The organism is Xanthobacter sp. DMC47, assembly GCF_056313845.1.
On the sequence record NZ_JBQUZM010000005.1, the window covers coordinates 200385 to 221131 of the forward strand.

Consider the following 20747-nt stretch of genomic DNA (forward strand, 5'->3'; position numbering starts at 1 on the left):
TAGCTCCGGGGCGGACAGTCCGCCTCAATCACGACCGTGATATAACGATCGTTATTTGAAACGTACATAACGATCGTTATATCGTCAAGATGACGTATACAGGCGGCGTGCGGGAGGGGATGGGATGGACAGCGCGGACCGCAAGCAGGCAACCCGCCAGCGGATCGTCGAGGCGGCGAGCCGGGGCTTCCGCAGCCGCGGCTTTGCGGGGGTCGGCGTGGATGCCATCGCCAGGGACGCCGGCGTCACGTCGGGCGCCTTCTATGCCCATCTCGGATCGAAGGACCAGGCGTTCGTCATCGCACTGGAGCTGGGCCTCGACGAAGTCATCGCCAATCTCCCCAAATTCCAGGAGGCGCACGGCGCCATCTGGGTCGCGGCCTTCGCCGATTATTATCTCGGCCGTCCCCATCGCGCCGACCTCGCCTGCGGCTGTGCGATGACCACCCTGTCCCCGGAAGTGGTGCGTTTCGGTGCCCCGGTCCACGCGCTGTACGAAAAGAAGATGGCGACCATTGCGGATCGCTTCGCCGACGGCCTCGACGGCGACAGCCTCGACGACCGCCGGTCGCGCGCGTGGGCCGCGCTTTCGCTCCTGATCGGCGCCCTTACCCTCTGCCGTGGCATGAAGAGCCGCGCCGCCGCCGATGCCATCGCGGCGAGTGCCAAGGCGGCGGCCATCGTCGCGGCCGGCCCCTGCCGACGGGCCGCAAGCGCAGACGCGTGATCTTGCCGCGGCGGCGGCGCGCGCCGCGTGCGCGCAGCGGGGAAGCTTGTATCCTGTGAGCCGCCAGAGCGAATCGCCGGATCACGTACCAAGTCATGCCCAGGAAAGACAGCAAGCCACCTGCCGCCGCCCGGGGCGCGACGCTCCAGTCCGTCGCGGACGCCGTGGGCGTGCATCGCTCCACCGTCGCGCGGGCGCTCGATCCGGAACAGAGCCGGCGCATCTCCGCGGATGTGGTGGAGAAGGTGCAGGCGGAGGCGCGGCGGCAGGGCTATCGGCCGGATGCGGTGGCCTCCTCGCTGCGCACCGGCCGCTCCCGCCTCATCGGCGTGGTGGTGCCGGACCTCGCCAATCCCGTCTTCGCGCCCATCCTCGGCGGCATCGGCGCGACGCTGGCCGCGCGCGGCTATTCCATGATGGTCGCCGACAGCGGCGAGGACGAGACCGGGCAGGCGGACATCGTGGAGAAGCTTATCGCCCGGCGGGTGGACGGGCTCGTGCTCGCCACCGCCAAGCGCGATGACGCCACCGTCTCGCTCTGCCTCAAGGCCGGCGTGCCGACCGTGCTCGTCAATCGCGGCGAGGACGGCCTGCGCGCCTCCACGGTGGTCAGCGACGACACCGGCGGCATCGCGGTCGCCGTCGCCCATCTCGCCGGGCTCGGCCATCGCCGCATCGGGCATCTGGCGGGGCCGGAGCGGCTCTCCACCGGCGTGCTGCGCCGGCGCGGTTTCGAGAGCGCCATGGCGGCGGCGGGCCTTCCCGCGGATGCGGTCGCCACCGCCACCGCCTACAATCGCGAGGCGGGGCGCATCGCCGCCGCCGATTTGCTGGACCGCTGGCCGGATATTACGGCGATTGCCGCCAGCAACGACCTCATCGCGCTCGGCGCCTATCAGGAGGCCGGGCGGCGCGGGCTGAGGATTCCCGAAGACCTCTCCATCGTCGGCCACAACGACATGCCGCTGGTGGATATGGTGGCCCCGCCCCTCACCACCGTGCGCATCGGGCACGAGGCCATGGGCGCGCGCGCCGCCGCCATCCTGCTCGACCAGATCGCGCAGCCGGAGACGCCGCCCACCCTCGCCTTGGTGCCCGCCAGCCTCGTCGCCCGCGCCTCCACCGCGGTGCCTCGCGCCGGGGCCGAGGACGCGAAGGCCAAGGCGCCGCGAAAGCCCCGCTCCCCCCGCCCCGCCTGATCCCGATCTAACGACGCGCACCGCCCGCCGCGATTCGCCGCTTGACTTGTGCAATCGTTCGCGCATTATCGTGCAATCGATCGCACAACAAGCGCACGCGACAAAGCGCGGAGGAACGCCAATGGTTGCCGGACTGGACATGCTGGAGGCGCAGCTGAAGCCGCGCTCCCACATCATCGAGGATGCGTCCACGCTCACCGACGTCGTGCTCGACGCCATGTCCAAGGCCCCCGACCTGCGGCTCAGGCAGGTCATGGCTTCCTTCGTGCGCCACATGCACGATTTCGCCCGGGAGGTGCGCCTCACCGAGGCCGAGTTCGAACTCGGCCTCGACTTTCTCAACCGCATCGGACAGGCCACCAACGACTGCCACAACGAGGCGGTGCTGTTCTCCGACATCATCGGCTTCTCGACGCTGGTGTGCCTGCTGAACAACGGCCAGAACGGCGCCACCGAGACCGCCGCCGCCTTGCTCGGCCCGTTCTGGCGGATGCACTCGCCGCAGACGGACAACGGCGGCTCCATCCTGCGCTCGCCGACGCCCGGCCCGGCCCTGTTCGCCCATTGCCGCGTCACCGATCCGGACGGCCGCCCGCTCGCCGGCGTGGAGGTGGACGTGTGGCAGGCCTCCCCCGTGGGCCTCTACGAGAACCAGGACCCCGACCAGGCCGACATGAATTTGCGCGGCAAGTTCCGCACCGATGACGAGGGGCGTTTCTGGTTCCGCTCGGTGAAGCCGGCGGGCTATCCGGTGCCCACCCACGGCCCGTCGGGCGATGTGCTGAGGGCGCAGAAGCGCCACCCGTTCCGCCCGGCGCACCTGCATTTCCTCGCCTACCGGCCGGGCTACAAGACGCTCATCACGCAGGTCTTCGTCGATGACGACGGCCATCTCGACAGCGACGTGGTGTTCGGTGTCACGCGCGCGCTGGTGGGCGACTTCGCCGAAGGCCGCGGCGCGCCCCCCGCCGCCGATGCCGGCGCGCCGTGGTACCGGCTCGACTACGAATTCGTCATGGAGCCGGGCGAAGCCAAGCTGCCGGTCCCGCCGATCCGCTGAGGCGGCGGCCCCTCATCCCCTTTTCGCGAACCTTGAAGGAGACGCCGGTGCGAACCGACGCAGTGTCGCCGCGCGACCATTCCCCCGCTCCCCCCGCCGCCGCTGTCGGCCGGAGCACCTCCTATCCCCGCTCGCTGGAGGGCAAGGTCGCCCTCGTGCTGGGCGGCGTCGGCGCCATCGGTGCCGAGACCAGCCGCATGCTGAAGGCGGCGGGCGCGAAGGTGGTCATCAGCCATCTCGCCGCCGAGAAGGACACGGCCGCTGCCGCCGCCCTCATCGCCGAGCTGGGCGAGGGCCATGCGGCCTTCATCGCCGATGTGGTGGATACCCCCTCCCTCGTCGCCCTGCGGGATGCCATCGCGGCGCGCTATGGCCGGCTCGACATTCTGGTGAATGCCGCCGGCTTCACCAAGCCCGTGCCCCACGCCGATCTCGACGCCCTCACCGACGAGCTGATTGACCGCATGCTTCAAGTGAACTGGCGCGGCCAGTTCGCCACCATCCGCACCTTCGCGCCGCTGCTGAAGGCCTCCGGTGACGGGCTGGTGGTGAACATTTCCTCCATCGCCGCCTTCACTGCCGTGGGCTCCTCCATCGCCTATTGCGCGGCCAAGGCCGGCATCGACGTGATGACCAAGGCCCTCGGCCGGGCGCTGGCGCCGGAGGTGCGGGTGCTCGCCGTCTCGCCCGGCGTGGTGGATACCGAGTTCGTGCCGGGGCGCGGCGCCGACTTCAACGACAAGGTCAGCGCCTCCACCCCGCTCAAGCGCATCGGCAATGCGCAGGACATCGCCGCCGCCATCACCGCCTGCGCCACCATGCTCGGCTTTTCGACCGGACACACCATCCAGGTCGATGGCGGCCGCGCGCTCTAAGGACAGCCATCATGCGCGCGCCCCTGCCCCGGGTGTTCATCACCTGCGCCATCACCGGAAACCTCACGCGGCCGGACCAGACGCCCCATCTGCCGATCACGCCCTTCCAGATCGCCACCTCCGCGCTGGAGGCCGCCGAGGCCGGCGCGGCGGTGGTCCACATCCATGTGCGCGATCCCGCCACCGGCGCGCCCTCCATGGAGCTGGCGCTCTATGAGGAGACCATCCGCCTCATCCGCGCCCAGAATTCCGAGGTGATCCTCAACATCACCACCGGGCCGGGCGGGCGCTTCGTGCCCTCGCAGGACGATCCGAAGATCGCCGCACCGGGCACCACGCTGCTGCCGCCGGAAGAGCGCGTCGCCCACATCGCGGCGCTGAAGCCGGACATCTGCACCCTCGACCTCAACACCATGTATTCGGGCAGCGCGGTGGTCATCAACACGCCGGCCAATGTGCGGCGGATGGCCAAGGTGATCGCCGACGCCGGGGTGAAGCCGGAGATGGAATTGTTCGATTCCGGCGACATCGCCCTGCTGCATGATCTCCTCGCCGACGGCACGCTTTCCGGCCCCGTGCTCGCCTCCTTTGTCATGGGCGTGCGCTACGGCTTCCAGCCCTCGCCGGAAACCGTGCTCTACGCCCGCAACCTCCTGCCGGCGGGCACGGCCTTCACCGCCATCGGCATCGGCCGCGCGGCGTTCCCCATGGTGGCCATGTCCTATCTCTCGGGCGGCCATGTGCGGGTGGGGCTGGAGGACAGCGTCTATCTCGATCGCGGCGTGCTCGCCCCCTCCAATGCCGCGCTGGTCACCAAGGCGCGCGGCATCGTGGAGGCCCTGGGCGGCACCATCGCCACCCCCTCCGAGGCCCGCGCTCTGCTCGGCCTCGCCCCCGCCCGCCCGGAGCGTGCTCCGGCCGCCGCCGAATGACGGATCATCCCATGACCTTGCCTGCCATGACCCTCCTTGCCGAACGTCCGCAGATCGCCCCCATTGTCCGCCGGGGCCTGAGGCTGAATGCGAAGGCCGACAGCTACGCCGCCATCGACCTCGTGCTGGAGGAGGCGCCGCTGCGCGCGCTCCGCCCCGACGAAGTGGTGGTGAAGATCGCCGCCGCCGCGGTGAACCCCTCCGATGCCAAGGCGGCGACCGGGCTCATGCCCTACGCCGTCTTCCCCCGCACCCCCGGCCGTGACTATGCCGGCACGGTGGTGGCCGGCCCCGAGGCGCTGCTGGGACGCAACGTCTTCGGCTCCTCCGGCGACCTCGGCATCCGGCAGGACGGCGCGCAGGCGAGCCACATGATCGTGGAGGCCGACGCCGTGGTGGAGGTGCCGACTGGCGTCTCCCTGCGCGAGGCGGCCGGCATCGGCGTGCCCTTCGTCACCGCCTGGGAGGGCCTGCGCCGCGCCGGCCTGCCGCAGCCTGGCGAGACGGTGCTGGTGCTCGGCCTCAACGGCAAGGTCGGGCAGGCGGTGGCGCAGATCGCCGCCTGGCGCGGCGCCCGCGTGATCGGCGTGGTGCGCCGGGACGAGCCCTTCATCGGCGATACCCTGGTGCCGCCCCTCGTGCTCAACGCCAGCGCCGAGGACGTGCCCGCCCGCGTACGCGCCCTCACCGAGGGCAAGGGCGCCGACATCGTATTCAACACGGTGGGTGACCCCTTCTACGACATCGGCCAGAAGGCGATGGCGGTGGGCGCCCGCGCGGTGTTCATCGCCGCCATCGAACGCTTCGTCACCTTCGACATCCTCGCCTTCTACAAGGGCCGCCACACCTATGTGGGCATCGACACCATCGCGCTGAATTCGGTGGAGACCGGCCGCATCCTCGCGGCGCTGGCGCCGGGCTTTGCGGCAGGCGCGCTCAAGCCTTTCCCCATCCACGACCGCGCGCTCTTCCCCCTCACGGAGGCCCGCGCCGCCTATGCGGCTGTGATGGGCTCCACGCAGGACCGCATCCTGCTGTTGCCGGAGGCCTGACCCATGCACGTCGTGCGCATCGACGCCGCGCCCGCCTATGAGGCCCCCGGCCACCATCTGATGGAGATGCGGCGCCTCCAGGGGCGGGAGGCCGGGCCGGCGGACACCGTGTGGCTCGGTCTCTCCACCCTCGCGCCGGGCGGCGGCACCACCCTCGACGCCTCGAACGTCGAGAAGATCTATCTGGTGCTGGAGGGCGAACTCCTCCTCTCCAACGGGCTGGAGGAGGTGCGGCTCGCCCGCCTCGACTCCTGCCGCATCGCCCCCGGTGAGGGCCGCCAGCTGCGCAACAACGGCACCGCGCCCGCCGTGGTGCTGCTGGTGATGCCGCTCGCCCCCGCGTCTTTGGCCCCGGCCGCCGCCGGAGCGCCCTGAACCCAACCGCCCCAACCCAAGACCAACACGAGGGCGGCGCAGCCCCGCACGCCCCACCGGAGGAAGCCCCCATGGCCCACACAGCCCACGCCGTCCGCCGACGCAAACCCTGGTATCAGGTGCTCTACATCCAGGTGCTCATCGGCATCGCCCTCGCCATCGTCGTCGGCTATCTGTGGCCGGCGGTGGCGGTGGACATGAAGCCGCTCGGCGATGTCTTCATCAAGCTCATCAAGATGATCGTCGCCCTCGTCATCTTCTGCACGGTGGTCACCGGCATCGCCGGCATGAGCGACCTGAAGAAGGTGGGCCGCGTGGGTGGCAAGGCGCTGCTTTACTTCGAGGTGATGTCCACCATCGCCCTCGCCATCGGCGTCATCGTTGCCAACGTGGTGCGCCCCGGCGCCGGCTTCAACGCCAATCCCGCCACCCTCGACAGCGCGGCGGTGAAGGCCTACGCCGGCAAGGCGGCGGACCAGTCCATCTCGGACTTCCTCATCAATATCGTGCCCAACACCGTGGTGGATGCCTTCGCCCGCGGCGACATCCTGCCGGTGGTGCTCATCTCGGTGCTGTTCGGCTACGTGCTCTCGCATCTCGGCGATCGCGGCAAGCCGGTGCGCGACACCATCGAGGCGGGCGCGCACCTGGTGTTCGGGGCGCTGAACGTCATCATGCGCCTCGCCCCCATCGGCGCGTTCGGTGCCATGGCCTTCACCATCGGCAAATATGGCGTCGCCTCGCTCGGGCCGCTGATGATGCTGATCGGCACCTTCTACCTCACCGGCGCCATCTTCGTGGTCGGCGTGCTCGGCGCGGTGTGCTGGTGGGCGGGCTTCAGCGTGCTGAAGTTCCTCGCCTACATCAAGGAGGAGATCCTCATCGTGCTCGGCACCTCCTCCTCGGACTCGGCGCTGCCGAGCCTGATGGAGAAGCTGGAGCGCGCCGGCGTGCCAAAGCCCGTGGTTGGCCTGGTGGTGCCCACCGGCTACGTGTTCAACACGGACGGCACGTCCATCTACATGACCCTTGCCGCCCTGTTCGTGGCGCAGGCCACCAATACGGATCTCTCCTTCACCCAGCAGATGGCCATCTTCGCGGTGGCGATGCTCACCTCCAAGGGCGCATCGGGCGTGACGGGCGCGTCCTTCATCGCCCTCGTGGGCACGCTCTCGGTGGTGCCGACCATCCCGGTGGCGGGCATGGCGCTGATCCTCGGCATCGACCGCTTCATGAGCGAGGCGCGGGCGGTCATCAACATGATCGGCAATGGCGTCGCCGCGGTGGTGGTGGCGCGCTGGGAGGGCGAGCTGGACCACGCCCGCTTCACCGCCGCGTTGGCCGGCGAGCCGAGCCCGCCCGTCGCGATGCCCGAGCCCGCGGAGGCGCTGGCCGTCCCCGTGCTCCGGAACGAGCAGCAGGCCTGAGGAGCTGTCGAAAGAAAACGCCGGCGCTGAGCGATCAGCGCCGGCGTCGGCATTCGGGAGGACGGCGCGTCAGCTGCCGTTGCGGGTGCGCAGCTGCGGCACGAACAGGTCGCCCCAGTTCGCCGGCTTCACCTTGATGGAGCCCGCGAGGTGCATGAAATCTGCGATCTTCATGATGCCCTCGGGCGTGGTGGAGAACCAGGTGTCCTTGTCCTCCAGCATCTCCAGCACCTCCTCCTTGGTGGTCTTCACCTTGGAGGTGCGCACATAGATCTCGGCGGCCGCCGCCTTGTCCTTGGCGATGAAAGCGTCCGCCTCGTCGAGCGCGTCGAGGAAGGCCTGCACCACCTTCGGATTGGCATCGACGAAGCGCTTGGGCGCGAACGTCACGTCCATGGTCAGGCGGCCGAGGATGTCCACCGAGTTCGCCACCCGGCGCACGTTGGGGTTCTTCACCTCCAGATAGGAGAAGGGCGGCGAGGTGAAGTGCGCGGTGATCTCGGTCCGGCCGGCGGTGAGGGCGGCGAGCGCCTCGGGATGGGGCAGGCCCACCGTCATGGGATCGAGCTTGGCGTAATTCTCGCGGCCGAATTCCTGCGCCGCCATCATCTGCAGGATGACGGCCGAAAGGGAGGTCTTGATGCCCGGCAAGGCGATCTTGTCGGAGGACTTGAAGTCCTTCAGCGAATTCACCGCCGGGTTGTTTGTGTTCATCCACAAAGCGGTGGAGGACAGGCCGCTGACGCCCACCACTTCCACGTTCGGGATGCCCTTGGCCTTGGCCCACAAAGTGATGAAGCCGGGCGCGCCGGTGCCGGCGATGTCGAGGGAGCCGGCCATCATGGCATCGTTGATGACGTTGCCGCCGTCCAGCATCAGCCAGTTGACCTTGAGCGGGCCGAGGCCGGCCTTCTCCGCCTGCTTCTCGAGCAGCTTCTGGTCCTCCATCACGATGAGCGGCAGATAGAGGATGCCGTAGCCCTTCGAGATGCGGACCTCTTTCACGTCCGCCCGCGCGGCACCGGCGGCGAGCGTGGCCGCCACGGCGACGGCGGCAATCGCGAGGCTCTTCGTCCAGCCCATGTTTCTCTCCCTTTGTGTTTTCGTTGAATGACGGGTCTGGCGAACCCGGATCAGTGCTGCATGCCCCAGCGATGCACGGTCTTGCGCTCGATGGTGGCGAAGATCAGGTTTTCCACGGCGAGGCCGATGAGAATGACGGTGAACAGGCCGGCGAAGACGTTGGCCGTCTCCAGCTGGTTGCGGTTCTCGAAGATGAACCAGCCGAGGCCGCCGGAACCGGAGGAGACGCCGAACACCAGCTCGGCGGCGATGAGCGTGCGCCAGGCGAAGGCCCAGCCCACCTTGAGGCCGGTGAGGATGGCCGGGAAGGCGGCGGGGATGAGGATGAGCCGCACCAGCTTTAGCCCGCGCAGGCCGTAGTTCATGCCCACCATCCGCAGCGTCTTGGACACCGCGCGGAAGCCCGAATGGGTGTTGAGCGCGATGGCCCACAGCACCGAATGCACCAGCACGAAGATGACGCTGCCCTTGCCCAGCCCGAACCAGATGAGCGCCAGCGGCAAAAGCGCGATGGCCGGCAGCGGATTGAACATGGAGGTCAGCGCCTCCAGAAGGTCCGCCCCGAGCCGCGAGCCGATGGCAATGGTGGTGAGCACGGCGGCGAGCACGATGCCGATGGCATAGCCGATGAGCAGCGTCTCCAGCGAGGACAGGGTGCGCGCCGGGATCACCCCGTTGGCGATGTTCTCGAAGAAGGCCGAGAGCGTGTCGGTGAAGGTGGGGAACAGCAGCGGATTGGCGAGCCACAGGCCATAGGCCTGCCACAGCGCCGCCAGCGCTACGAGGATGACGGCCTTGCGCACCGCGCCGATGCGGTAGATGCGCTCGAAGGGCGAAAGGGTGGCCTCGACGGTGACATTGCCGAGGGGCGTTTCCGGATTGACGATCTCCGGACGCAAAGCGAGGGTCTGGTTCACGGGCGTGTCCTCAGTGTCCGAACAGCATGTCGTTGATGCGGGCTTCCAGCTCGACCTGCGCCGAGGTGCCCATCTGTTCGGCCGGAACGCTGTTCAGCTCCGCCCGCACGCGACCCGGATGGGGCGAGAGCAGCAGGATGCGCGTGCCGATCTTGATCGCCTCCTCGATGGAGTGGGTGACGAACAGGACGGTGAAGCGCGTGTCGTCCCACAATTGCAGCAGTTCGTCCTGCATCTTGCGGCGGGTGAGGGCGTCGAGCGCGGCGAACGGCTCGTCCATCAGGAGCACGTCCGGCTCCATGGCCATGCCGCGAGCGATGGCGACGCGCTGCTTCATGCCGCCGGACAGCATGTGGGGATAGCTGTCGATGAACTTGGTGAGGCCCACCTTGTCGATGTAGGACCGCGCCCGCTCGCGCGCCTCGGCGGCGCCGAGGCGGCCGGAGGAGGTGAGCGCGAAGATCACGTTCTCGCCCACGGTCTTCCACGGCAGGAGCTGGTCGAACTCCTGGAACACCATCATGCGGTCCGGGCCGGGCTCCTTCACCGCGTGGTCCTTGAGGCGGATGGTGCCCTCGGTGGGCGTGATGTATCCGCCGATGGCCTTCAGCAGCGTGGACTTGCCGCAGCCCGAGGGACCGAGAAGAACGAAGCGGTCGGAATCGTAGACCTTGAAGTCCACGCGGTAGGTCGCCGTGACGAGACTGTCCGGCGTCTTGTATTGAAGCGTCACGCCCTCGACGCTGAGCAGCGGCGCGAATCCAGTCTGGTCTGGATGCAAAGTCATCGTCCCTCCCCGCGCCCACGGGCGCAAATTGTTCTTGGCGCACTTTGGCGGCCTTGCTTAGGATCATAGCCGGCGATCCTGACCCGAACCTGACGCGGGGCTGCCATGATCGCGGGAGGATGCGGTGCGCATTCTGCTGGTGGAGGACACGCCGGAAATCGGCCTCGCGGTGCAGAAGCGCTTCGAGCGCATCGGCTATGCCGTGGACTGGGAGACGGACGGGCGCACCGCGAGCGAGCTGATCGAGGTGCAGGCCTACGACCTCGTGGTGCTCGACGTGATGCTCCCCAATATGGACGGCTTCACGGTGCTCAAGCATCTGCGCCGCCGCGGCCTGCGCACGCCCGTGCTGGTGCTCACCGCCCGCTCGGCGGTGGACGACCGCATCAGCGCCCTCGACCTCGGCGCCGACGACTATCTGGTGAAGCCGTTCGACTATCGCGAGCTGGAGGCGCGGGCCCGCGCTTTGCTCCGCCGCGCGGCGGGCATGGCGGACAACACCATCAAGGCCGGCCCGCTGGTGATCGACCGCGCCGGGCGCACGGCCATGATATCAGGCGCGCCCCTCGATCTCACCCGGCGCGAGCTGACCGTGCTGGAAATCCTCGCCTCGCGCCCCGGCGCCTTCGTCGGCAAGGAGGAATTGCTGGAGCAATTGTTCGGCTTCGACCGTGATCCCAGCACCAATGCGGTGGAGCAGTTCATCACCCGGCTGCGCCGCAAGCTCGCCGCCACCTCCGTGGAAATCCGCACCGAGCGCGGCCTGGGCTACCAGCTTGTCGCTTCGTGACCTTAGGGCCTCCCTCCGCGCCCGCATGCTCGCCGCGCTGGCGGCGATCCTGCTGCTCGGCGCCGCCGCGCTGAGCCTCGCCGCCTGGCAATATGCGGCGCTGGCCGCCCGCGATGCCTACGACAAGCTGCTGGTGGGCGGGGCGGTGCAGATCGCCGAGAACATCTATCTCCAGGGCGGCGTGGTGACGCTCGATCCGCCGGTCGCTGCCATCGCCACGCTCTCGGCCTATGACCTCGTGTTCTACAGCGTCACCGACCCGCGCGGCATCGTGGTGGCGGGCTATGGCGACCTCGCCCTCTCGGCCTCGCCGGAGCGTCTCAGGCAGGGCGTCGTGCTGGAGGACGGCCAGTATCAGGGGCAGCCGGTGCGCATCGCCGGCCTCGTCCGCAAGGTGGAGGGCGCGCCCGGCGATGGCTGGACCCGCATCATCGTCGCGCAGACGCTCGGCGCGCGCGCCGCGCTCACGTCCGACCTCGCCTTCAAGGCCCTCGCCATGATCGCGGCCATGAGCCTTCTCGCCCTGGCCACGGCGGCGCTCAGCCTGCGCCTCGTCTTCTCGCCCCTGACCCGCATCGAGCGCGAGATCGCCGGCCGGCAGCCCGACGACCTCAGCCCCATCGCCCTCACCCCGCCGCCCGAGGCGCGGGCGCTGGTGGAGGCCATCGACGGCTTCATGCTGCGCCTGAGGGAGCGCATCGCCCTGATGCAGCGCTTCATCGCCGATGCGGCCCACCAGATCCGCACGCCGCTCGCCGCCATCGATGCGCAGGTGGAACTGCTGGAGACGGACGACCCGGCCCAGGCCACGCAACTGGAGGGGCTCAGGTCGCGCGTCGCCGAACTCGGCCGGCTCACCAGCCAGTTGCTGGACCACGCCATGGTGCTCCACCGCGCCCGGTCGCCGAGCCTTGCGCCCACCGACCTCAACGCGCTGGCGAAGGCTGTGCTGGCGCGCGCCGTGCCGCTCACCCTCGACCGGGAAATCTCCATCAGCTTCATACCGCTGGACGGGGCGCCGCGGCTCGACGTGGACGCCATCAGCGTCGGCGAGGCGCTGGCCAACCTGATCCACAATGGACTGGTGCATGGCGCCCGCAAGCGTCTGTCAGTGTCCGTGGAACGCACGGCCGAAGGCGTGGCGCTGCGGGTGTGGGACGACGGCCCCGGCATCGCCGCGTCGGATCAGGCGCGCGTCGCCCTGCCGTTTCAGAAGGGCACGGCCTCGTCCGGCTCCGGCCTCGGCCTCGCCATCGCCGGGGAAGTCGCCCGCGCCCACGGCGGCGCGCTGCGCTTCGCCGGCGGCGACGGTGATTTCAGCGTGATCCTCGAACTCAGGTGAGACGGCGGACCATGGGTCAGCCGCGCGCCGCCTCGGCCGCCTGCGGCAGGTCCTGCGCGGCGACTTCCGAGAGCGCATGGCCGTAGAGCACGAGGCAGGGGCCGTCCGCCCCCGCATCCACCGCGCGCGTCACCGCCTCCACGAGGCTGGCGACGGTGGCGAGCACCACCTTTTCCTCCGGCCGCGTCACCGAGAAGATGGCGATGGCCGGCGTCGCCGGCTCTATGCCGGCAGTGAGGAGATTCCGCACGAGGTCCGGCAGGGTCCGGCGCGGCATGTAGACGACGGTTGTGGCCGCCTTGTCGGAGAGCGCCTTGAAGTCGAGATCGGCGGGCAGCTTGCCGTCCCGCGCATGGGCGGTGACGAATTGCAGCCGCCGCGCATGGTCGCGATGGGTGAGGGAGGTGACGAGCCGGCTCGCCGCGCCCTGCGGGGAGGAGATGCCCGGCACCACCTCCACCGGCACGCCGGCCGCGCGGCAGTGGGCGATTTCCTCGCCCGCCCGGCCGAAGATCATCGGCTCGCCGCCCTTCAGGCGCACCACACGGCGGCCCTCGCGGGCGAGGTCCACCATCAGCGCGTTGATGTCGTCCTGCTTGCAGGAGGGACCGTAGCCAGTCTTGCCCACCAGCATCTTCTTCGCCTCGCGCCGGGCGAAATCGAGGATCGCCGCGGAGACGAGATCGTCATAGAGCACCACGTCCGCCGATTGCAGCGCGCGCACCGCTTTCAGCGTCAGAAGCTCGGGATCGCCCGGCCCCGCGCCCACCAGCACCACGGAACCACCGTGCGGGGACGCGCCCTGCGTCTCGAGCGCCGCGAACAAGGCGGCGCGGTCGGCTTCTTCCGGCGCGCGATGGGGCTCGGCGAGGGCTTTGGCCGCGAACCGCTCCCAGAAGGCGCGGCGGGCGTGGAAGGAAAGGCCGCGTTCCGTGACGGACGCGCGCCAGGCCTTCGCCGCCTGCGCCCAGGCGCGGAAGCCGGAGGGCAGCAGAGCCTCGATCTTGGCCCGCACCGCCTGTCCGAACACGGGAGCCGCGCCGTCGGTCGAGATGCCCACCACGAGGGGCGAGCGGTTCACGATGGCGCCGAAGGTGAAGTCGCACAAAGCCGGCCGGTCGATGACATTCACCGGCACGCCGGCCGCGCGGGCGGCGGCGGAAAAGCGCTCGGCGGCGTCCGCATCCTCGAAATCGCCGATGGCGAGGGCCGCGCCCGCGATGTCGTCGTCGTGCCAGTCGCGCACATGAACGGCGATGGCGCCCAAGTTATGCGGGCCAAGGGCGGGCGCGCCGGCCAGCCGCCAGATGTCCTCGCAGACGGCGGGGGCAATCACCTCCACCCGCGCCCCGGCGGCGGAGAGAAGCTCCACCTTCCAGGCCGCCGGCTCGCCGCCGCCCGCCACCAGCACGCGCCGGCCTTCCAACCCGAAGAACACCGGCAGGCGGGCAAGCGCCTCCATGCGCGCCTGCCGCGTCTCTCGCGGGGCACGGGGGGCGTTGGGCTCGGCGCCGGGGGCGGCCATGGATGGAACTCCGGAGTATCGTCAGGCGAAGAAAGTAAGCTTCAAGTCCACCGGGCGCCACCCCTCTCCCCTTGCGGGAGAGGGGCCGGGGGTGAGGGGTAAACGCCGCCGGGAATGCGATCGCGGCGCCACCCCCTCACCCGTCTCGCGGCTGCGCCGCGATCCACCCTCTCCCGCCTGAACTCGGCTGATGCCGAGTTCGTTTCGTGAAACAGGAGTCGGCAAAAGCCGACTTCGAGGGGAGAGGGAGATGCCCGGCAGATCAGCCGCGGGCGGCGACGACGATGATCTCGACCAGGAACTGCGGCGCGGCGAGCTTGCCTTCGCTGGTGGCGCGGGCGGGGGGATTGGCCTTGTCCACCCAGCTGTCCCACACGCTGTTCATGGCGGCGAAATTCTTGATGTCCGACAGCCAGATGGTCGCAGTGAGGATGCGCGACTTGTCGGTGCCGGCGCGGGCCAGCAGGCTGTCGATGGAGGCGAGCACGGCCTTGGTCTGGCTCTCCACGTCCGGCCCCTCGGCCACCTGGCCGGCGAGATAGACGGTGTTGCCGTGGATCACCGCCTCGCTCATGCGGGCGCCCTTGTCGAGCCGTTCGATGCTCATGATGTGTCCTCGTGTTGGGGATGGCGGGTGTTTAGCAGCTTCGGGGGCACAGGCGTCAACCACCTCACCGTCGCCCTCCGGCTCGACCGGAGGGCCCATGTCGACATTTGCCCCCGCGGAGGGATGGGTCCTCCGGTCGAGCCGGAGGACGACGGCGAAAGAGGGAAAGACGGCGAAAAGAGCGAACGAAGAGCGTAGAAAGACGCCGCCCCTCAGTGCGCCTCTTCCCAGTTCTTCGCCGCCCGCGCGTCCACCTTCAGCGGCACGGCAAGCTGCACGGCCGGGGCGGCTGCCGTCTCCATGGCGTGGCGCACAACGGGCAGCGTCGCGTCCGCCTCGGCCTCTGGCACCTCGAACACCAGTTCGTCGTGCACCTGCAGCAGCATGCGCGCGGAGAGCCCGGCCTCGGCCAGCGCCGGCTCCATGCGGATCATGGCGCGGCGGATGATGTCGGCGGCGGTGCCCTGGAGGCGGGCGTTGATGGCGGCGCGCTCGTTGAAGGCGCGGATGGAGGGGTTCTTCGCCGCGATGTCGGGATAGTGGCAGCGCCGGCCGAACAGCGTCTCCACGTATCCGTGCTCGCGGCAGAAGGTCTTGGTCTCCTCCATGTAGTCGCGGATGCCGGGGAAGCGCTCGAAATAGCGCTTGATGTACTGCCCCGCCTCCTCGCGCGGGATGGAGAGCTGGTTGGCGAGGCCGAAGGCGGAGATGCCGTAGATGATGCCGAAATTGATGGCCTTCGCCCGCCGCCGGATTTCCCCCGGCATGTCCTTCACCGGCACGCCGAACATCTCGGAGGCCGTCATGGCGTGGATGTCCAGCCCGTCCGTGAAGGCCTGCCGCAGTGCCGGGATCTCGGCGATTTCGGCGAGGAGCCGCAGCTCGATCTGCGAATAGTCGGCCGAGACGAGGAGGTTGCCCTCTTCCGCCACGAAGGCGCGGCGGATGCGTCGGCCTTCCTCGGTGCGCACGGGGATGTTCTGCAGGTTCGGATCGGAGGAGGAGAGCCGCCCGGTGGTGGTGGCGGCCAGCGCATAGGAGGTGTGGACGCGCTTCGTCTGCGGATGCACGAAGTTCGGCAGCGCATCCGTATAGGTGGAGCGGAGCTTGGAGAGCTGGCGCCATTCCAGGATCTTCTGCGGCAGCTTGTGGCCTTGCTCGGCCAGCTCCTCCAGCGCGGTGGCCTTGGTGGACCACATGCCGGTGGCGGTCTTGGTGCCGCCGGGCAAGCCCATGCGGCCGAACAAAATGTCGCCCATCTGCTTCGGCGAGCCCACGTTCAGCCGCTCGCCGGCCAGTTCCGCGATCTCGTCCTCCACCCGCGCGGCGCCCTGCGCGAACTCGGAGGAGAGGCGCGCCAGCATGGCCTTGTCGATGGCGATGCCGCGCGATTCCATGCGCGCCAGCACGGGAATGAGCGGGCGCTCCAGCGTCTCGTAGACGGTGGTGCGGCCCTCGGCGGCGAGGCGGGGTTTCAGCACCTGCCAGAGGCGGAGCGTAACGTCCGCATCCTCGGCGGCGTAGGCCGTGGCGGGCTCCAGCGCCACCTTGTCGAAGGTGATCTGCGCCTTGCCCTTCCCCGTCACCTCCGAATAGGCGATGGGCTGGTGCCCGAGATGGAGGACGGAGAGCTCGTCCATGCCGTGGCCGTTCCGGCCGGCGTCCAGCGCGTAGGACATGCACATGGTGCAGTCGATGGGCGATACCTGGATGCCGTGGCGGGCCAGCACCAGCTCGTCATACTTCACATTGTGCCCGACCTTGAGCGTGCCTTTGTCCTCCAGCACGGGCTTGAGCGCCGCAACCGCATCGGCGAGCGAAATCTGCCCCGGCAGCAGGCCCTCGGAGAACAGGCCGTCCCCCGCGCCCTGATGCAGGAGAGGGATGTAGCAGGCCTCGCTGGGCGAGAGGGCCAGCGAGACGCCCACGAGGTCCGCCTGCATGGGGTCCAGCGAATTGGTCTCGGTGTCGAAGGCGACGACGCCGAGGTCCATGGCCTTCGCGCACCACGCCTTTAGCTCGGCAAGATCGAGGATGGTGCGATAGGCCTTGCGGTCCACCGGCGTCGCCCGCGCGGCCTGCGCGCGCTGGTGGGCGAGATCGGAGGGGGTGGGCGTGCCGGTGGGGGCGGTGGCCGTCGCGGCGGGGGCGGCGCCCGGCGGGGTCGGAGCGGCGCCTTCTGCTCCGGGGGCCGGAGATGTGGGGGCGAAGAGATCGCCGCCGCTCGGCGCCAGCTTCGGGTCCGGCTCCACCTCGCCGGCTTCCACGCCATAGGCCTCGGCCACGCGGCGGGTGATGGTGGTGAATTCCATGGCCTTGAGGAAGGAGATGAGGCGCTTCGCGTCCGGGTCTTCCAGCACCAAATCTTCCAGCGGCACCTCCACCGCCACGTCGCGCACCAGCGTGACAAGCTGCTTGGAGATGCGCGCGGCTTCCTGATTGTTCAGCAGCGACTCGCGGCGCTTGGGCTGCTTGATCTCGCCAGCGCGGGCGAGCAGCGTTTCGAGGTCCCCATATTCGGCGATGAGCTGGGCGGCGGTCTTGATGCCGATGCCGGGCACGCCGGGCACGTTGTCGGTGGAATCACCGGCCAGCGCCTGCACGTCCGTGACCTTCTCCGGCGGCACGCCGAAATACTCGACCACCTCGCCGAGGCCGATGCGCCGCTCCGGGCGCGCTCCGCGCCCGCCGCTCTCGCCCGAGGCGGGGTCATACATGGCGACCTTGGGGCCGATGAGCTGCATCAGGTCCTTGTCGGCGGAGACGATGAGCACGTCCGCCCCGGCCTTCACCGCCTGCTCGGCATAGGTGGCGATGATGTCGTCCGCCTCGTAGCGCGCCTGCTCCACCGGGATGAGGCCGAAGGCGCGCACCGCCTCGCGCATGAGCGGGAACTGGGGAATCAGCTCGTCCGGCGGCTCGGAGCGGTTGGCCTTGTAGTCGGGATAAAGCTCCTTGCGGAACGAATCTTCCGACTTGTCGAAGACGATGGCGAGGTGGGTCGGGCGGATGCCCACGGCCCCGTCGCGCACGAACTGGAACAGCTTGGTGCAGAACAGCCGCACCGCGCCCGTGGGCAGCCGGTCCGAGCGGAAATTGTACTTCCGGTCCTGATTGATGGACTGGAAATAGGCGCGGAACACGAAGGAGGAGCCATCCACCAGGAACACATGGTCGCCGGGCTTGAGGGGGCGGGGAGAGGGGGACATGGCGCGTCCTTCAAAGGTCCGGCGGCAGCGGCGATCAGGGGTCGGGATCGGGGGTCGCAAGATCGGGGGTCGATCGAGGCGCGCACGATGCCCGAGGGGGCGGCGGGGGACAAGTGCCGCGGCACCCCGCCGAACAGGCGCGCCGACGGGGCGGGAAAGCCCGCGAGCCCAATGGCCAAGCCGTGCCGCAGCGCACACTTCGCAGGCATCTGCATCACCAGATGAACAACGGAAGTGCAGACCCTAGGCACGCCCAATTTTTCATCAGTCGAAATTCAATTTCAGAATCAAAGGCGTAAGCATCCGGGCGCAGTTGGCCCATCACTTGCTTTTATCATCGCGGCGCAGTCGATGATGACCGCGCCCCATATTCGTCCCAACGATGGGACCCGCAGCAGAGCCGCTGACAGCCATGACCGGAAGGTCGTGAGCATGTCCGCGGCTTTTTTCGTTTCGGGTCTCCGCGTCCGCCTTTGCCGATCCAGGGGAAAAGAACATGAGCGACGCTTCCAAGACCGAGTCCGCCGCCGCCGAATCCGCCGCCGCATCGAACACCACGCCGGCCGCTGCTGCCCCCGGCGTCTCGCGCCGCTCGCTCCTGAAGGGCACGGCCGCCGCGCTCGGCACCGCCGCGCTGTTCGAGAGCATCCGCATGGCGTTCCCCGGCGGCGTGCCGGCGGCCTATGCGGCGGCGCCGGAGACCACCAAGGCGACGCTCGGCTACATCGCGCTCATGGATGCCTCGCCCCTCGTCATCGCCAAGGAGAAGGGCTTCTTCGCCAAGCACGGCGTGCCCGACGTGGAGGTGGTGAAGCAGGCCTCCTGGGGCGCCACCCGCGACAACCTCGTGCTCGGCGGCGAGAAGAACGGCATCGACGGCGCGCACATCCTCACGCCCATGCCCTACCTCATCTCCACGGGCAAGGTGACGCAGAACAACGTGCCGACCCCCATGTACATCCTCGCGCGCCTCAACCTCGACGCGCAGGCCATCTCCGTCTCCAACGAATACAAGGACCTCAAGGTCACGGCCGACGCCAGCGCCTTGAAAGAGGCTTTCGCCAAGAAGAAGGCCGAGGGCAAAGAAGTAAAGATCGCCATGACCTTTCCGGGCGGCACCCACGACCTGTGGATCCGCTACTGGCTGGCCTCCGCCGGCATCGACCCGGACAAGGACGTCTCCACCATCGTGGTGCCCCCGCCGCAGATGGTCGCCAACATGAAGGTCGGCAACATGGACGCCTTCTGCGTGGGCGAGCCGTGGAACGAGCAGCTGGTGAACCAGGGCATCGGATTCACCGCCTGCACCACCGGCGAGATCTGGAAGCAGCACCCCGAGAAGGCGCTCGGCATGCGTGCCGACTATGTGGACAAGAACCCCAACGCCACCCGCGCCATCCTGAAAGCCGTCATGGAAGCCCAGCAATGGTGCGACAAGATGGAGAACAAGAAGGAGATGTCCGAGATTGTCGGCAAAAGGCAGTGGTTCAACGTGCCCGTCTCCGACATCTACGGCCGTGCCATCGGCGACATCAATTACGGCAACGGCCGCGTGGTGAAGAATTCCGACCAGTACATGAAGTTCTGGATGGACCACGCCTCCTATCCCTTCCGCAGCCATGATGCCTGGTTCATCACCGAGGACATCCGCTGGGGCAAGTTCGAGCCCACGACGGACATCAACGCCCTCGTCGCCAAGGTGAACCGCGAGGAGATCTGGCGCGAGGCGGCCAAGGAGCTGGGCGTCGCCGCCAGCGACATTCCCGCCACCACCTCGCGCGGCAAGGAAACCTTCTTCGACGGCAAGGTCTTCGATCCCGCCGATCCGCAGGCCTACCTCAAGAGCCTCGGCATCAAGCGCGTCGACGCCTGAGCCCCTGCGCCCCCTCCCGTGCGGAGGGGGCCTCTTCCCGATATCCAGACCCGGAGCTTGTGCCCATGTCCGTCACCGCCTTGAAGGAGCCGCCCCGCGAGGTCCGACGCTCCGGGACAGCAGAAGTCGTCAAGATGAAACCCGTCGCCGCCCGCCGCCCCTCCCGCTGGCCGGGCTATGCCAAGTCCGTCGCCGCCACCGTCATTCCGCCGCTGGTGATGGTGGTGCTGCTCGGCCTCCTGTGGGAGATCCTGTGCTCCGGCGCGGGCGCCACGCTGCCGCCGCCCAGCCGCATCTGGACGGACTCAAAGGACCTCATCCTCGATCCCTTTTTCGTCGCCGGCCCGCAGGACATCGGCCTCGGCTGGCGCGTCATGGTCTCGCTCCAGCGCGTGGCGGTGGGCTTCGGCCTCGCGGCGGTGGCGGGCATCGCGCTCGGCGCCATCGTCGGCCAGTCGGTGTGGGCCATGCGGGGGCTCGATCCCATCTTCCAGGTGCTGCGCACGGTGCCGCCGCTGGCGTGGCTGCCCATCGCGCTCGCCGCGTTCCGGGACTCGAACCCCTCCGCCATCTTCGTGATCTTCATCACCGCCATCTGGCCGATCATCATCAATACGGCGGTCGGCATCCGGAACATCCCGCAGGATTACCGGAACGTCGCGCAGGTTCTGCGGCTGAACCCGCTCGAATTCTTCTGGAAGATCATGCTGCCGTCCGCGGCACCCTACATCTTCACCGGCCTTCGCATCGGCATCGGCCTCTCCTGGCTCGCCATCGTGGCGGCGGAGATGCTCACCGGCGGTGTCGGCATCGGCTTCTTCATCTGGGATGCGTGGAACTCCTCCCGCCTGCCCGACATCATCGTGGCCCTCGTCTACATCGGCGTCGTCGGCTTCGTGCTCGACCGCCTGGTGGCCGGCATCGGCGCCTTCGTCACCCGCGGCACGCAGGCTTCCTGAGCCCGCCC

18 protein-coding genes are annotated in these 20747 nt (G+C 68.9%); 12 read left to right on the forward strand and 6 right to left on the reverse strand.

Annotation, left to right across the window (positions count from 1 at the left end):
- Positions 1-124: 124 nt before the first annotated feature.
- From ACT54R_RS21145 to ACT54R_RS21180, 8 genes are all read left to right on the forward strand, one after another.
- Positions 125-727, forward strand: coding sequence for a TetR/AcrR family transcriptional regulator (locus ACT54R_RS21145; RefSeq protein WP_476329626.1), 603 nt, complete (start codon positions 125-127; stop codon positions 725-727).
- 95 nt (positions 728-822) lie between these two features.
- Positions 823-1926, forward strand: coding sequence for a LacI family DNA-binding transcriptional regulator (locus tag ACT54R_RS21150; protein ID WP_476329630.1), 1104 nt, complete (start codon positions 823-825; stop codon positions 1924-1926).
- A 139-nt stretch (positions 1927-2065) separates the two neighbouring features.
- The gene (locus ACT54R_RS21155; protein WP_476330116.1) at positions 2066-2986 is read left to right on the forward strand and encodes a dioxygenase family protein; all 921 of its coding nucleotides are present in this window, start codon (positions 2066-2068) and stop codon (positions 2984-2986) included.
- Positions 2987-3033: 47 nt separating this feature from the next.
- Positions 3034-3861 (forward strand): SDR family NAD(P)-dependent oxidoreductase, encoded by an 828-nt coding sequence (locus ACT54R_RS21160; RefSeq protein ID WP_476329633.1) that lies wholly within the window; start codon positions 3034-3036, stop codon positions 3859-3861.
- Positions 3862-3872: 11 nt separating this feature from the next.
- A complete protein-coding gene (locus ACT54R_RS21165) occupies positions 3873-4793 on the forward strand; it encodes a beta-keto acid cleavage family enzyme (protein ID WP_476329636.1) in 921 nt (306 codons plus the stop codon).
- Positions 4794-4804: 11 nt separating this feature from the next.
- Positions 4805-5845, forward strand: a complete 1041-nt coding sequence (locus ACT54R_RS21170; RefSeq protein WP_476329639.1) for a quinone oxidoreductase family protein — start codon at positions 4805-4807, stop codon at positions 5843-5845.
- A 3-nt stretch (positions 5846-5848) separates the two neighbouring features.
- Entirely contained in the window at positions 5849-6220 is a 372-nt protein-coding gene (locus ACT54R_RS21175; RefSeq protein ID WP_476329642.1) for a cupin domain-containing protein, read from the forward strand.
- 71 nt (positions 6221-6291) lie between these two features.
- The gene (locus tag ACT54R_RS21180; protein ID WP_476329647.1) at positions 6292-7647 is read left to right on the forward strand and encodes a dicarboxylate/amino acid:cation symporter; all 1356 of its coding nucleotides are present in this window, start codon (positions 6292-6294) and stop codon (positions 7645-7647) included.
- A 69-nt stretch (positions 7648-7716) separates the two neighbouring features.
- Here the strand turns inward: ACT54R_RS21180 and ACT54R_RS21185 are convergent, their stop codons facing one another.
- Genes ACT54R_RS21185 through ACT54R_RS21195 form a run of 3 tightly spaced genes read right to left on the reverse strand, consistent with a single transcriptional unit; the run spans position 7717 to position 10434 of the window.
- Positions 7717-8730: an ABC transporter substrate-binding protein gene (locus tag ACT54R_RS21185; protein ID WP_476329649.1), complete on the reverse strand. Its 1014-nt coding sequence runs from the start codon at positions 8728-8730 to the stop codon at positions 7717-7719.
- Positions 8731-8780: 50 nt separating this feature from the next.
- On the reverse strand, positions 8781-9647 hold the full coding sequence (locus tag ACT54R_RS21190; RefSeq protein WP_168457497.1) for an ABC transporter permease: 867 nt from the start codon (positions 9645-9647) through the stop codon (positions 8781-8783).
- Between the two features lie 10 nt (positions 9648-9657).
- A complete protein-coding gene (locus ACT54R_RS21195; protein WP_168457496.1) occupies positions 9658-10434 on the reverse strand; it encodes an ABC transporter ATP-binding protein in 777 nt (258 codons plus the stop codon).
- A 124-nt stretch (positions 10435-10558) separates the two neighbouring features.
- Between ACT54R_RS21195 and ACT54R_RS21200 the strand changes: the two genes are divergently transcribed.
- Together ACT54R_RS21200 and ACT54R_RS21205 are read left to right on the forward strand one after the other, a co-directional pair.
- Positions 10559-11224, forward strand: coding sequence for a response regulator transcription factor (locus ACT54R_RS21200; RefSeq protein WP_168457495.1), 666 nt, complete (start codon positions 10559-10561; stop codon positions 11222-11224).
- Between the two features lie 25 nt (positions 11225-11249).
- Entirely contained in the window at positions 11250-12566 is a 1317-nt protein-coding gene (locus tag ACT54R_RS21205) for a sensor histidine kinase (RefSeq protein ID WP_476330119.1), read from the forward strand.
- A gap of 16 nt (positions 12567-12582) precedes the next feature.
- Here the strand turns inward: ACT54R_RS21205 and cysG are convergent, their stop codons facing one another.
- The 3 genes from cysG to polA form a co-directional block, all read right to left on the reverse strand.
- Positions 12583-14091, reverse strand: coding sequence for a siroheme synthase CysG (gene cysG / locus ACT54R_RS21210; RefSeq protein ID WP_476329654.1), 1509 nt, complete (start codon positions 14089-14091; stop codon positions 12583-12585).
- Positions 14092-14353: 262 nt separating this feature from the next.
- On the reverse strand, positions 14354-14698 hold the full coding sequence (locus ACT54R_RS21215; protein WP_237354573.1) for a RidA family protein: 345 nt from the start codon (positions 14696-14698) through the stop codon (positions 14354-14356).
- A gap of 212 nt (positions 14699-14910) precedes the next feature.
- Positions 14911-17907, reverse strand: coding sequence for a DNA polymerase I (polA, locus tag ACT54R_RS21220; RefSeq protein WP_476329658.1), 2997 nt, complete (start codon positions 17905-17907; stop codon positions 14911-14913).
- A gap of 496 nt (positions 17908-18403) precedes the next feature.
- On the opposite strand from polA, the gene ACT54R_RS21225 reads away from it, so the two are divergent.
- Together ACT54R_RS21225 and ntrB are read left to right on the forward strand one after the other, a co-directional pair.
- Positions 18404-19780 (forward strand): CmpA/NrtA family ABC transporter substrate-binding protein, encoded by a 1377-nt coding sequence (locus tag ACT54R_RS21225; protein WP_476329661.1) that lies wholly within the window; start codon positions 18404-18406, stop codon positions 19778-19780.
- Between the two features lie 65 nt (positions 19781-19845).
- On the forward strand, positions 19846-20739 hold the full coding sequence (gene ntrB, locus ACT54R_RS21230) for a nitrate ABC transporter permease (RefSeq protein ID WP_476329664.1): 894 nt from the start codon (positions 19846-19848) through the stop codon (positions 20737-20739).
- Positions 20740-20747: the final 8 nt, after the last annotated feature.

Excerpts from the sequence above, each read along its gene's own strand:
- ACT54R_RS21145 (WP_476329626.1), top strand. The coding sequence starts at position 125 with ATGGACAGCGCGGACCGCAAGCAGGCAACCCGCCAGCGGATCGTCGAG.
- ACT54R_RS21150 (WP_476329630.1), top strand. The coding sequence starts at position 823 with ATGCCCAGGAAAGACAGCAAGCCACCTGCCGCCGCCCGGGGCGCGACG.
- ACT54R_RS21155 (WP_476330116.1), top strand. The coding sequence starts at position 2,066 with ATGCTGGAGGCGCAGCTGAAGCCGCGCTCCCACATCATCGAGGATGCG.
- ACT54R_RS21165 (WP_476329636.1), top strand. The coding sequence starts at position 3,873 with ATGCGCGCGCCCCTGCCCCGGGTGTTCATCACCTGCGCCATCACCGGA.
- ACT54R_RS21170 (WP_476329639.1), top strand. The coding sequence starts at position 4,805 with ATGACCTTGCCTGCCATGACCCTCCTTGCCGAACGTCCGCAGATCGCC.
- ACT54R_RS21175 (WP_476329642.1), top strand. The coding sequence starts at position 5,849 with ATGCACGTCGTGCGCATCGACGCCGCGCCCGCCTATGAGGCCCCCGGC.
- ACT54R_RS21180 (WP_476329647.1), top strand. The coding sequence starts at position 6,292 with ATGGCCCACACAGCCCACGCCGTCCGCCGACGCAAACCCTGGTATCAG.
- ACT54R_RS21185 (WP_476329649.1), bottom strand. The coding sequence starts at position 8,730 with ATGGGCTGGACGAAGAGCCTCGCGATTGCCGCCGTCGCCGTGGCGGCC.
- ACT54R_RS21195 (WP_168457496.1), bottom strand. The coding sequence starts at position 10,434 with ATGACTTTGCATCCAGACCAGACTGGATTCGCGCCGCTGCTCAGCGTC.
- ACT54R_RS21205 (WP_476330119.1), top strand. The coding sequence starts at position 11,250 with ATGCTCGCCGCGCTGGCGGCGATCCTGCTGCTCGGCGCCGCCGCGCTG.
- cysG (WP_476329654.1), bottom strand. The coding sequence starts at position 14,091 with ATGGCCGCCCCCGGCGCCGAGCCCAACGCCCCCCGTGCCCCGCGAGAG.
- ACT54R_RS21215 (WP_237354573.1), bottom strand. The coding sequence starts at position 14,698 with ATGAGCATCGAACGGCTCGACAAGGGCGCCCGCATGAGCGAGGCGGTG.
- polA (WP_476329658.1), bottom strand. The coding sequence starts at position 17,907 with ATGTCCCCCTCTCCCCGCCCCCTCAAGCCCGGCGACCATGTGTTCCTG.
- ACT54R_RS21225 (WP_476329661.1), top strand. The coding sequence starts at position 18,404 with ATGAGCGACGCTTCCAAGACCGAGTCCGCCGCCGCCGAATCCGCCGCC.
- ntrB (WP_476329664.1), top strand. The coding sequence starts at position 19,846 with ATGTCCGTCACCGCCTTGAAGGAGCCGCCCCGCGAGGTCCGACGCTCC.